At 60.0% G+C, this 11,938-nt stretch carries 10 protein-coding genes; 9 read left to right on the top strand and 1 reads right to left on the bottom strand.

Annotated elements, in window-relative coordinates:
• The first annotated feature begins 75 nt into the window (after positions 1-75).
• The 8 genes from FXY94_RS03440 to FXY94_RS03405 all read left to right on the top strand — a co-directional run bounded on the left by FXY94_RS03440 (position 76) and on the right by FXY94_RS03405 (position 7,747).
• Positions 76-426 (top strand): hypothetical protein, encoded by a 351-nt coding sequence (locus FXY94_RS03440; RefSeq protein ID WP_016663634.1) that lies wholly within the window; start codon positions 76-78, stop codon positions 424-426.
• Positions 427-574: 148 nt separating this feature from the next.
• Positions 575-2,953 carry a hypothetical protein gene (locus FXY94_RS03435; protein WP_147594884.1) on the top strand — a complete coding sequence of 793 codons (2,379 nt, stop codon included), beginning with the start codon at positions 575-577 and terminating at the stop codon, positions 2,951-2,953.
• 45 nt (positions 2,954-2,998) lie between these two features.
• Positions 2,999-3,394, top strand: a complete 396-nt coding sequence (locus FXY94_RS03430; RefSeq protein ID WP_016663632.1) for a hypothetical protein — start codon at positions 2,999-3,001, stop codon at positions 3,392-3,394.
• A complete protein-coding gene (locus tag FXY94_RS03425; RefSeq protein ID WP_016663631.1) occupies positions 3,391-3,837 on the top strand; it encodes a hypothetical protein in 447 nt (148 codons plus the stop codon). The genes FXY94_RS03430 and FXY94_RS03425 overlap by 4 nt, the downstream gene beginning before the upstream one ends.
• A 387-nt stretch (positions 3,838-4,224) precedes the next feature.
• Positions 4,225-4,560, top strand: a complete 336-nt coding sequence (locus FXY94_RS03420; protein WP_016663630.1) for a hypothetical protein — start codon at positions 4,225-4,227, stop codon at positions 4,558-4,560.
• Between the two features lie 44 nt (positions 4,561-4,604).
• Positions 4,605-4,913, top strand: coding sequence for a pore-forming ESAT-6 family protein (locus tag FXY94_RS03415; protein WP_016663629.1), 309 nt, complete (start codon positions 4,605-4,607; stop codon positions 4,911-4,913).
• An 84-nt stretch (positions 4,914-4,997) separates the two neighbouring features.
• Positions 4,998-5,342 carry a DUF6507 family protein gene (locus FXY94_RS03410; RefSeq protein ID WP_016663628.1) on the top strand — a complete coding sequence of 115 codons (345 nt, stop codon included), beginning with the start codon at positions 4,998-5,000 and terminating at the stop codon, positions 5,340-5,342.
• Positions 5,339-7,747 carry a hypothetical protein gene (locus tag FXY94_RS03405; RefSeq protein WP_016663627.1) on the top strand — a complete coding sequence of 803 codons (2,409 nt, stop codon included), beginning with the start codon at positions 5,339-5,341 and terminating at the stop codon, positions 7,745-7,747. The genes FXY94_RS03410 and FXY94_RS03405 overlap by 4 nt, the downstream gene beginning before the upstream one ends.
• A 296-nt stretch (positions 7,748-8,043) precedes the next feature.
• Here FXY94_RS03405 and FXY94_RS03400 read toward each other — a convergent pair whose 3' ends face one another.
• Positions 8,044-9,858: an alpha-glucosidase gene (locus FXY94_RS03400; RefSeq protein WP_016663626.1), complete on the bottom strand. Its 1,815-nt coding sequence runs from the start codon at positions 9,856-9,858 to the stop codon at positions 8,044-8,046.
• 265 nt (positions 9,859-10,123) lie between these two features.
• Between FXY94_RS03400 and FXY94_RS03395 the strand changes: the two genes are divergently transcribed.
• Positions 10,124-11,827 (top strand): dihydroxyacetone kinase subunit DhaK, encoded by a 1,704-nt coding sequence (locus tag FXY94_RS03395; RefSeq protein WP_016663625.1) that lies wholly within the window; start codon positions 10,124-10,126, stop codon positions 11,825-11,827.
• Positions 11,828-11,938: the final 111 nt, after the last annotated feature.

Here is an 11,938-nt window from a genome sequence, read left to right as displayed (position 1 = left end):
CACACCACCAACGCCCTGCCGCCCCAGCGGCGGCAGGGCGACTTACCACTACTACGCACATTTGGGGGGTAGTCGATGCAATACGACATCGATCCGGAAGCTTCAGGGCAAATAATTGAAAGCGCAGTGAGCATTATCGATGACCTTAAAATCGCCATCGGTGAAGCTGACTCCGCAATCTCGACAACCGGGAGCGCCCTCCAGTACAGCCCTAAGAGCCAATCCGCAATGAACCCCTATCTGGAAGACATCGTCAAAGGGTCCGTCAAGGCTTCACAAGGCACGGCCTACAACACGATCAACTGCACCATCGAAGCTCTCACCTCATACTGCCAAGGTGATGCCACTATGAGTTCAAACTCCGGGAGCGCCAGCGCGAGCATCGGTGCCACTGACATGCCAGGAGGGACCGCCAATGGATCTTGAGCTTCCCGATATCGACAACCCCGCCGCGGTAACCAGCCTCGCCTCTGAAGTCGAGTCTGTCGGCACGCGCACTTTTGACCTAGTGTCCTCTGCACAGGAGACCTGGTACAACCTGTCCGGCACCTATCGCGCGCCCGAAGCAGAGGCCGTGTACAACGGTATGCGTGAACCACTCAAGTTCGCCTCGGCACTCCAGGTCAGTACCAAGCTGGCCAAGCGCGCTCTTGATGAATATGCCGCGAAACTTGTCGAGTTCCACGTTCGCAAAGCCCAGTTAGAGGTTGAAATCATGGCAGCTCAGCTTGCCATGGCACGGGCCCTAGCTATGCCCAGAACGAAGACAGAGAAAAACTCTGACGGCGAAAACGAAGAAGTCCCGAACGAAGAGCGCGAGGAAGCGATCGCCGACGCCCAGGACAAGCTCGAACACCTCGAGAACGAAGTGAAGAAGCTTCGAGATGACATGGACAAGGCCGACTCGGCACTCGCAAGTACGCTCGACGGCAGCGCGACAAATGTGACTAAAGGCGGGCCTGCGACCCCCAATGACCCCTTCGAGCGGTTGCGTCAGGGTGCACTGGACTCGATAAAGGACACCTTTTTACTCGTCGGTGATTTACTAAAGCTTGAGGTCAAGGGCGCTAAGTTTCTGTGGAATAACCGCGACGAAATTCTGAAAGCGGCGAGGGGGCTTGACGACCTCTTCGAAAACGGTGGCTTAGATCGAATGAAGAGCACTGTTGCTAGGGCCCTCATGAAGTTCAGGTCCCGAGACATAGGTTCGGCGGCCCTACGTGGGACAAAGAACCTGTTAGCAGGCGAGTACCGCGATTTCAAGACGGACCCTGCTTATTACATCGGCGGGTTTATTCCTGACGCCATCACGTCCGTGTTCACTGGCGGGGGTGCGGGCGCCCTCAAAATCGGTGTTACTTCCACTGCAAAGGCTACCGCCGGACTCGCCGCCAAGGGCGGGGCTAAAGCCGCCGCCGGCGCAGCAATCAAAGGAGCCGGAGGCGTTGGAACCAAAGGCGCAGCGACGCTCGGCATTGGTGCCGCTGCTCGCCGGAGCGCGAAGAATGCCGGCAGAAACGCTGGCGACGCAATCGCTAAAGCGGGAACGCACGGTGCAACTAAGCATTTCGATGACGCCGCAAGGGCTGGCCGTAAACGAACTGCTCACACACACCCCAACCGTTCGGCAATCGACGCTAGCAAGAGCGTTAATCCAGCCCACTCTGGGGCTGGCGCTCCGGCCAAGAGCCACTTCGCGACTCAAGCAGTTGACAATGCTGATGGACCACACATCAAGGATCGTTTCGGACGGAATTCAGGAGAACCTCTCACCTTCGTCGACGGTCGCGACGCCGCAAACGTCGGTGTAGACGACCGACTGCTCCGTGAATCACGAGATGCTCACAAATACCATCAGGGAGGCCCTCTGGGCGCTGTTACCGAGAATATTGATTCAGCGCACACCCCTCAGCCACACTCTGGTTTCGCAAGGCACCATTACGTGAATGACTCCCCCATTCCCCCGAGCCCCAGCATGCCGGCGAACGAGTTCTACGCCTCGCGTGCACGTGCGTCCATGATTGAGGATGCCACTTTGCACGGGGATTATGATCGAGTTGAGTATCTTCAGAAACTGGACGACAGCGCTATCAAGGCGGAGCATCAGCAGTTCAGTTTCGATAAATACGTCGAACGCCACACAGTCGATGGTTCCGAGTTCGAATTCAAGAACAACCTCGAAAGGGATCCGCTCAAACAGTGGCGCGATGCGAACCTTACCCACGAAATAAACGAAGGCGGCTACAAGCCCAAGTCGAACGAGCTTCTTCCCGAAGGCGGCCTGCCCGAAAAAATCGATCGTCCGCGCGGGTACGCTCCAGACCCGAAGGTTCACGTTGCTGATTACGTCAACGAAAACCTTCGTGAAGTGACAGTCGAAGTCGGGCAAAACAAAGTTGTCCACCGGATTTACCCGGACTACATGGAGACTGAAGCTATTGTTCTCGAAAAGTTCACCGCCGTGAAGCGCCTGGATGGCCCGGCCGCACGTGAGTGGATTAAAGAGATCGGAAAGCTCACCAACGACGAGGCCGGCCACATGATGACACACATGTACGCACCAAACTCGGGAATTGGGAATTATCTACCTCAATTCACCGACGTCAACAAAAAGACGATTTGGGGTATCGAGACGTCACAGATGGACGCGATCATGAAGGAAGATACGTTCACACACTTCTCGACACGCGCTACGCTCGACCCCACTGGACGGCCGGAGAACTACCACGCGATCGCCGACTTCTACGACCGCGAGACCGGAAACCAGTGGCTAAGGATCGACGGTGCCATGCCGAACGGTGAACACCCGATCTTCGACCGCAACCCGGCCAAGTCGGAACTTCCGATGAAGCACATCGATTTCCGCGCCGAGAACCTGAGTGAGGTCAAACGCAACGCGCTCGAGTCCGGCTCAGTGAACTGGCTGCACTTCGACTTGGTCAAGAATCCGTAGGAAACAGGGATAGATCGCCCCTTCACAAATCGATAGACTTCACATATGACTACAATTCATGCACCTTGGGCGGGGACACCCACTGAGCGTTTCGAATATTGCGTGCGAAGGGGTCTCGAAGAAACGGATCGTCTCGAATCCTTGACGATCTTCCTCGTTCACACGAAAACAGGCGAATTTTTCGACACCTCGCTCGCCAAATTTGCGGGCAAGGATCCCTACACCGTGAACCTCGCATTCGGCAAGGACCAGCGTAAGCTCCTGCTAGAAGTCTTCCTCGAAAAGCAGGTGCACATTGACACGGCAGCGACCCTCGTCGTGCGGTTCGACCTCGAGCAAGACACATTCGTTTACAATTACGTGGATAATTTTGGAGGCGACGAGCAACCCGTGAGCACTCAGGACCTCCTCGAACTCGCAGAGGAGCTACGTAAGCAATGACCCAAAACCCCTCGCACGATAGCAGTAGCCTTTCTCGCGACGAGGATAAGCGTCTCCGGGAGCTTGCGGAAGCCCTCCAACTCGACGTTCAAGATTTCACTGCCGAGTGGGATGCGTTCACCGCGGTCTTCACAGTCGCCGACGGTCTCGACGGTCTCACGCTTCAGCAAGTCGATCCAATTTTCTACTTGAAGAACGGCGCCTTCACTCACGGCGTGTTCTCTCGCAAAATTCTCGAAGTTCCTGTTGTTCGATATGTGGAGGCCCGATCACATGATCGGCCCTTCGACATCGCCGTCGTCTTTTTCACGTACGACGCGGAAACCAAGGGCATCGAAACTCGCGTGTTCTGGGATAACGAGGCCGTCACGTTCCTCGTCACCCCCGACACGTGGACCAGCGTGGCGCAGGTTGCGAATCCGTATCGCGAAAAGAAAGCCTAAAAGCAGCGCACCCCAAGCACACCGGCCTCCGCAGTGGCATCACCCAGCGGGAGCCACGACGCCTTAGTCGTCTCCTAACAATGCGCCGCTGGAGGAAAACGTTGCCTTAACGGCCGGCATCTCAAGCGCAATTCATAGGCGAAGACAGCGTTTTGAGTGCAGCTTCACCCAGCCCTGGCGTGAACATACGGTGGCGGGTGAACATCGCGGAAATTTCTTGCAAAATGGTTTCTCTTCGGGTGGTGCACGACACGACGGATCTGTACTTTATAACGGTCAGATAACGGGACGTGTGTCCCGGACAGCACAAGGGGAAGCGTGGGAACCGCACGCGCTCTGACGCCGTGGTTCACACACTCCCACCACTACTTTCAAGGGAGTGCATTCATGAAGTTCGATATGGGCAACCAGACCCTTTCCACCCTCACCACCAACACCGCGGGTTCCAACGACGATTTGGGCACCCTCGTCCAGCAGCTCGTCGCTTCGGTTGAGCCGCTTGAGGGCAAGTTCAACGGTGCCGGCCGCGCCGCCTTCGACCAGTTCAAGGGCCGCACCGACGAAATCAGCGCCGACCTCAACTCCTCGCTCGGCCGCATCGTCGAGGGCCAGTCCGGCATGGACACCGCCTTCCAGACCGGCGACCAGGAGTCGATGGACAACGCCACCTCCGCCCAGGGCTCGGCCAACTTCGACGGCGCACGCTTCTCCGGCCAGCGCTGACCCTCACCCGTCACCACACATACTTTTTCTAGAGAGGAACTCTCATGCCCACCACCGACCGTATTTCGTTTGACACCGGCGTTTCCCAGTCCGTCCAGGGCGACATCGCAGGCATCATCGGCCGCCTCGAAGGCCTCATCGCCCAGCGCGACCAGCAGGTCGCTACCGCCATGGCCGACTTCCAGGCCGACGGCGTCTCCGAAGAATACCGCCACGTTGAACAGCGCTGGAACCGCGCCTCCAACGAAGTCAAGAGCATCATCAACCTCGTCAAGACCACCATGGGCAAAAACGACGAAACCGCCACCAGCGCCCAACAACGCGCCGCCAGCGCCGTCGCCAACATCGGCTAACACCACCACACCACCAACGCCCTGCCGCCCCAGCGGCGGCAGGGCTGCCGGCCATTGCTGCACCTTCCCAAGGGGGACACAACCATGTCATTCGATATCCAACCTGATGCATCCAGACGAATCGTTGAAAACACGACCGCAGTAGTGTCTGACCTGGAAGAAGCATCAAAGGACACGCAAAATGCAATAAATACAACGCCAGCTGCTTTTGAGCACAGCCCCCAAAGCAAAACGGCGGTGCTCTCTTACTTAGAGCATTTCGTAACGGGTGAGGTCAACGCGACACGCAACATGACTTCAAAATCAACGAGAGCGGCAGCTGACGCAATCAATGCCTATAGGGCCGGCGACACCGAAATGAGCGAGGAAGCTAAAAATGCTATTGCCTCAATTCCGGTTATTCACTTTCCTGGGGAGGTCGTGAAATGATTTCCGTTGCAGACCTCCCGGATATCGATAGCCCGGAAACCGTTCGTCAGCTAGGCGCAGACATCAAATGGATCGGCAGTCGCGCAGCAGACCTTATGGGCTCTGCAACTGAAATTTGGTCTGGCTTGCGCAATACTTACTCTGCACCCGAGGCTTCGAAGCTTCACGCAGCGATGCGGCAGCCCAACGAGATTGCCTCCGAACTCCAAAGAAGTACTTCCGAGGCCAAGAAAAATCTGGACGAATACGCGGATAAGCTAAGCGATTTCGAGAAGCGTAAGGAGTCGCTCAAACGAGACATTGAATCGGCTCTCGCCGATCTCAGCTACGCCGAATCACTTCCGGAGACCGTCACTGAGACTGACGCTGATGGCGAGACACACGAAGTACCAAACACTGAGCGTGACGCACTTATCGCCGCCGCCGAGCGGAAGCTCTCCGAGCTTGCGGCGGAGGTCGAAAAGCTCCGCGGTGACCTGAAGGACGCCGACTCTGATCTCGCTTCACGGTTCTTGAGCGCCGCACAGGGAGATCTCAGTTTCGCCACTGCGCTTCTCGCGCTGGCGACTCCGGAAGCGAAGGAAGCTTTTGCTCGAGGCGTATTGGACTGGATCAAGGACACGATTGATCTGGCGAATACCCTCGTCGGCCCCTACGGCGCGTTCGGTCCGGCCGGCATTGCGCTCGGTTTAGGTATGAAGGCTTGGCAGAATAAGGACCGTCTCTTTTCAGCGGTCCGGAGCCTTAACTCCTACCTCGTGGGAAGTCCGGAAGATCGAAAGTACATGAATGAACAGCTGCTCGGCCGCGCTTTGACGTGGGGCCGTAGCAAGTACGTCGATTTCCTCTACGATCCCGGGCACTCCCTTGGTTATCTAGCGCCCGACGTACTGCTCTCGGTCGCCACGGGCGGATCAGGTGGCGCCGCACGTGCCGCCGGGGCCGGAGCCGCGAAGAACATGGCAGAGGCTGGCGTGAGAGCAGGTACTCGCGATGTTGCCGAATCTGCAAGCAGTGCGGCTGCTCGAGCTGCGGGAAAGCCTGCAGCACGAAGTGGCGCAGGTGCATCAGGAAGGACGGCGCTGAAGAATGCCGACGATGTAGTTCCCGGCACTACACCACACCCCAGTGGCGGGAGTCGGGGCACTAACTCGACCTCCACTGTGAGTCCGAGCACCGGTGTAGAGGTGCAGAACTCGGCATCCATCCCCGCCGAGCCCCCCGTGGCAGGGGCCAATGGAGTTCACCCCGGGACCGAAACAATAGCCGCCTACGACCCACCGGCGCTGAAACCCGGGAACAACCCGACACCCACTCTCCGGGAGCAGATGGACCAAGCCTGGCGCGAGGCAGAAAAGCCCACGCAAAGGCTCATGACTGACATCGAGTACACAAATTCGAGACGGCGTGCCGACCTCGCGGCTGCTTATGACGCCATGGGGAACGGCCAGAATGCGGCATCTATTCGATACATTTACGGCCCAGATGCCGTAAGAGATCTTCACTCTGCAATGCTCGAGAATCCTCACGTTCTTGAGAATCTTCGACTGGGCGCCGATAAGCTTAAGTTCTCTCCGAACAATTCCATCGCCGCGCTACCTGAGACTCAGTACTCCGAAGTCATCGAGCACCTTGTCACCGACGGTCCCGTTGGACCCCGTCTCGGTCCGGTGCCGCCCCCAGAGTGGAGCGCATCTGTGGCTGCGGATTCCGACCTCATCCCGGAGGCCACGGTTATAGATGAAATCGGAACTCGATCTCGACATGGGTACCTCCAGTGGGATCACGGTGCGGAGGCACACATCCAAAGGAGTTTCCGTAATGAAGATGGGAAAGTCCTTGGCGAAGCCGATGCGAGGGGACTTACAGACCGCGCCTTTTCTTCCGATGACCCGATTCGTAAGGATGGCCACAACGGTCGTAGTTTCGTCGAGAAGAATGGGCAAATCTCGCATACCCCGGAGGAAGTGGAGGCTTATACCAAAGAACACGGGACGCGTCCGCCTCACGACGATGCCGGCCACCTGCTTCCAGGCAACCTTTTCCCGAACATCGGAGCTGCCAACTTCACCGGGCAAGACAGCAATCTAAACCGCGGCTCCTTCAAGCAGTTCGAGGACGTCCCGCGCGATATTCTCAATCATCCTGAAGATAGCTATGTCGATTACCGGATGCATGCACCGCTTGAGGAATCTGGGCGACCCGAACTCTACAGTGGCGAAGTCATTGGTGGGCACAAGGCTTCAGGTCAGGAGATTTTGCGCCTCAAACAGGAGTTCGTGAACGCCCCAGGTCGACAGTTCAGTCGCAATCCTAACGTTTTGAACGCTCTCGACCAACCGGACGTGCGAAAGCGTGCAATTGATGCTTTGTTTGACGCGATTGTGAACGATGGAAAGAGTTAGCAGGGGGCGCTTGCAACTTTCTTTTACACATTCACCCTTCATGGAGCTATAGCGCAAGTCACGCACGAGTGACAAATCAGCTGCAAATCAAGCCAGTCTCTCACCAAGATCATGCTTCGATAGCGCACAATTAGCGCCTTTGATCCAGTTAGATATTCGCTTTAAGCTGATTCTCTCAGCGCCTAGCGGAAGCATCTTCATCGCAGCGAGACCAAATAGCTTTTGATATAGCAAACGGAGGCGCCCGGCGGATTCATTCCGCCGGGCGCCCCCCTTATTCCTCAACGGTGAGAAGCTCACGCCTTGAGCAGCGCGAACTCCCATCCACCAAGTTTCTGCTCGCCGGCGCGCTCGCCGTCTGCGACGTTCGACAGCACAAGCTCGGCGCCTTCGGGCCACACGTCGGAACTAAGCTCAACGGCCTCGCGCGAGAAATTGGCAACGGCGATGAGCGAGGAGGCGTCGGACCCCTCCCCCGCGCTGAACCTGCGCACGGCCCAGACACGCGACGGGCCGGACTGACCCGGCAGGCCTTCGCCCATGCTTTCGACCGGGCCGAGCAGCTCGAAGCCGCCCGAGACGAGGAGTGGCTCCCTCTTGCGCAGCGCGATGAGGGCGCGGTAGAACTCGAACACGGAGCCTTCTACGCCAACCTGGTCGGCAGCGTTGACGCCGTCAGCGGCAGAGGGGTTCACGGCGATCCACGGTTCGCTCTCACCGAAGCCGGCACCAGAATCAACCGCGGCAGTCCAGGGCATGGGTGTGCGGGCGTTGTCGCGGTTCATGTCGCTGATGCCGGGGAGGAGTTCCGCGAAGCTGCCGTGGCCGAACTGCTCGGATTCGCGCACGTAGTTGAGCACTTCGATGTCGCGGAACTGCTCGAGACGCTCCCATGGGAAGTTCACCTGGCCGAGTTCCTGGCCCTGGTACACGTACGGGGTGCCGCGGTGCGCGTGGAGCATGCCCGCGAGCGCCTTCGCGCTGCGCACACGCCACGCAGGGTCGTCGTCGCCCCAGCGGGACACGGAGCGGGGCTGGTCGTGGTTCTCGAAGTAGAGGGAATTCCAGCCGCCTTCTTCGGCGACTTCGCGATCCCAACGGGCGAGGTTGCCGGCGAGCTCGTGAAGCGGCAGCGGGCGCGACGGGTTGAACTTGTGCCCTTCGTGCTCGAGGCCGACGTGCTCGAACTGGAACACCATTTCGAGTTCGCCGCGCTCAGGCTTGGAGGTGAGCAGTGCGTCGTGGGCGGTGATGCCGGGGGTTTCACCAACATTGACGAACGTCTTGGGGTAGCGGTCGAAGACCTCGCGGCGCATTTCCTGCATGAATTCGTGGAAGCGCGGGCCGGTCATGACCATCGCGAAGGCAGAGCCGAGGCCGTCCTGCGTGGGCGGGCCGTCGGGAAGGCCTTCGGGCTTCGAGATGAGGTTGATGACGTCCATGCGGAAGCCGTCCACGCCGCGGTCGAGCCACCAGCGCATCATGTCGTACACGGCCTCGCGGACCTCGGGATTTTCCCAGTTGAGGTCGGGCTGTTTGCGGGAGAACATGTGCAGGTAGAACTGCTCGGTTTCCTCGTCCCACTGCCAGCCGGGGCCGCTGAAGGCGGAGTCCCAGTTGTTGGGTTCGGTGCCGCGTTCGCCGGGCTTCAGCCCCTCCACCTCGCGAGCGTCGCGCCAGATATACCAATCGCGCTTCGGGTTGGTACGCGAGGAGCGGGATTCGACGAACCATTCGTGCTCGTCGCTCGAGTGGTTGACGACGAGATCCATGACGAGGCGGATCCCGTGGGCGTGGAGCTTTTCGATGAGTTCGTCGAAGTCGTCGAGGGTGCCGAACATCGGTTCGATGTCGCGGTAGTTGGCGATGTCGTAGCCATTATCGTCTTGCGGCGAGGGGTAGATCGGCGAGAGCCACACGGTTTGGATGCCGAGTGCGGCGAGGTGGTCAACATGGTTGATGATGCCGCGGAGGTCGCCGATGCCGTCGCCGTTCGCGTCGGCGAACGAGCGCGGGTAGATCTGATACACGACGCCGTTCTTCCACCAGTCGGGTTGGTCGGCGCCGGGGGCATGGGCAAGCGGGGGCATGGGGCGAAGATTGTCGTTCATGCCTCCACGGTAGTCGAGATTTTTTTCTCCGCAAAAGAAAGCCTGCGGGAAAACTGGAATTTTGTCGGTGGGGTTGCGTCGGCTGGGGTTTTCCGGCTGGATTTTCCGGTGGGGTTTTCGGTCCGACGCTTGCCGCTCCTCAGCGCACCACCGTTCCTCACGGTGAGCCCTCGTGCCAGTTGAGCTCCTCGACGCCATCAGCACCGGTCAAGCGCCGATTGTTACCGTGAGGCCACCAGCGCACAGCGACCATAGGAGTGTTCTCGTGTCCGCGTTTTACTCAGAATCGGCATCCCCATCCTTCTACGCACTCACCGCGATAGCTGCGGCGGCGGGTGATTCGATCGCCCTGTCGCGCGACCCGCATTTCGTGAGCGCTACGAAGCCTGCCCCGGAGCGCACGGTCGCGCTCGTGAGCGGCGGAGGCGCTGGCCACGAGCCCATGCACGCGGGATTCGTGGGGCGCGGCGGCCTCGACGCGGCAGTGCCGGGCGAGGTGTTTACGTCCCCGCACTCGCGCCAGATTTTCGAGGCGAGCCGCGCCGTGGCAAAGGACGGCGGCGTGCTCCACATCGTCAAGAACTACACGGGCGATTGCATCAACTTCAACATCGCCGCGGAGCGCCTTTCGGCGGAGGGCATTGAGAGCGCGCAGGTGCTCGTGAATGATGACCTTGGCACCGATTCGGGTGCAGTCGGCCGCCGCGGCATTGCCGGCACGACCCTAGTCGAGAAGATCCTCGGCGCAGCAGCAGACTCAGGCCTTAGCCTCGCGGAACTCAAGGAGCTCGGTGACGCGGTCGTCGCCGCGACACGGTCGCTTTCGGTCGCGCGCCGCGCCCACACCTCCCCCGGCGCTGACCAGCTCGCCTTCGACGTGAACGCGGGCGAGCTCGAATACGGCGTGGGCATCCACGGCGAGAGCGCGAAAGAAACGATCGAACAGCCGACGCTTGAAAAGCTCGCGCAGCGCATGGTTTCCGAGCTGCGCGAGGCCCTCGCCGAGAAGCTCGAGGCAAGCGCGGGCGCGCTGCTCTTCGTCAACGGTCTTGGCGGTCTCGCCCCGCTCGAACTGCTGCACATCCAGACCGCGGCCCACGAGGCCCTCGCGGATGCGGGTGTCAACGTGCGCGTCGCGTTCTCAGGCAATTACACGACGGCGCTCGACATGGCCGGCTTCTCGCTCACGCTCACCGCGCTCAACGAGGAGTGGCTCGAGTACGTGTGCGCGCCCCACGACACGGTAGCCCTGCCCTCGCCGCGTCTCCTCCCGGACGACTTCGACGTGCATGCAGGCCGCGAGGCCGAAAACGCTGGCGAAGGCGATGGTGAACATGAGGCGTCGGCTGGGGCGAAGCAGGCGTCGGACTGGCTTTCGACCTTCGTGGAAACGTTTGAGAGTTCCCGCGCGACGCTCGATGAGATCGACCAGAAGGCCGGCGATGGCGACGTGGGCACGAACCTCGCGAATGCGGCGAAGGCGACTCTTGCGCACGCGAGCGGGGCGGATGCCGATCTCGCGGCGGATCTCAATTCGATCGCGGAGGGCTTCCTCAACGACACCGGTGGCTCCTCCGGCCCGCTGTTTGGCCTCGCCTTCCAGGAAATTGCGGCGGCCGCGAAGAACGGCACCTCACTTGTGGAGGGCGTAAAGGAGGCCCGCGCCGCGGTGACGCGCGTGGGTGGCGCGGAGCCGGGCGATCGCACAATCGTGGATGTTCTCGAGGCGGTTGCCGGCTCGGGAGCTGAGGACCTTGACGCCGCGGCCATCGCGGCAGGCATCGATGGAGCGGAGTCAACGAAGGATATGTCCGGCGGCCGTGGACGCTCGAGCTACCTCGGCGATCGCGTGCTCGGCACTCCCGATCCGGGGGCACTCGGCATGGCGCTTGCTCTCGCCCTGATTGCGGAAGGCGCGGGCGCGAATGTTGAGGCTGAGCGCGAGAGGCTCGCAGCTCTCATCAGCTGATCCCGCCCCGCCGCCGGGGCGGCGACCAAACCGTTCCACTTCATAAAGAAAATCGCTCCCTGCCCGCACGGCGCGGGTGGGGAGCGGCCTTTTCTTCATAGAGAGTGACGG

The organism is Dermabacter jinjuensis (assembly GCF_902381725.1).
GTDB lineage: Bacteria > Actinomycetota > Actinomycetes > Actinomycetales > Dermabacteraceae > Dermabacter > Dermabacter hominis.
This window is presented reverse-complemented; position numbering and strand designations above follow the sequence as displayed.

Bases quoted from the DNA above. Each gene is read 5' to 3' on its own strand.
- FXY94_RS03410 (WP_016663628.1), top strand. From the start codon at position 4,998: ATGTCATTCGATATCCAACCTGATGCATCCAGACGAATCGTTGAAAAC.
- FXY94_RS03420 (WP_016663630.1), top strand. From the start codon at position 4,225: ATGAAGTTCGATATGGGCAACCAGACCCTTTCCACCCTCACCACCAAC.
- FXY94_RS03425 (WP_016663631.1), top strand. From the start codon at position 3,391: ATGACCCAAAACCCCTCGCACGATAGCAGTAGCCTTTCTCGCGACGAG.
- FXY94_RS03405 (WP_016663627.1), top strand. From the start codon at position 5,339: ATGATTTCCGTTGCAGACCTCCCGGATATCGATAGCCCGGAAACCGTT.
- FXY94_RS03430 (WP_016663632.1), top strand. From the start codon at position 2,999: ATGACTACAATTCATGCACCTTGGGCGGGGACACCCACTGAGCGTTTC.
- FXY94_RS03400 (WP_016663626.1), bottom strand. From the start codon at position 9,858: ATGAACGACAATCTTCGCCCCATGCCCCCGCTTGCCCATGCCCCCGGC.
- FXY94_RS03440 (WP_016663634.1), top strand. From the start codon at position 76: ATGCAATACGACATCGATCCGGAAGCTTCAGGGCAAATAATTGAAAGC.
- FXY94_RS03415 (WP_016663629.1), top strand. From the start codon at position 4,605: ATGCCCACCACCGACCGTATTTCGTTTGACACCGGCGTTTCCCAGTCC.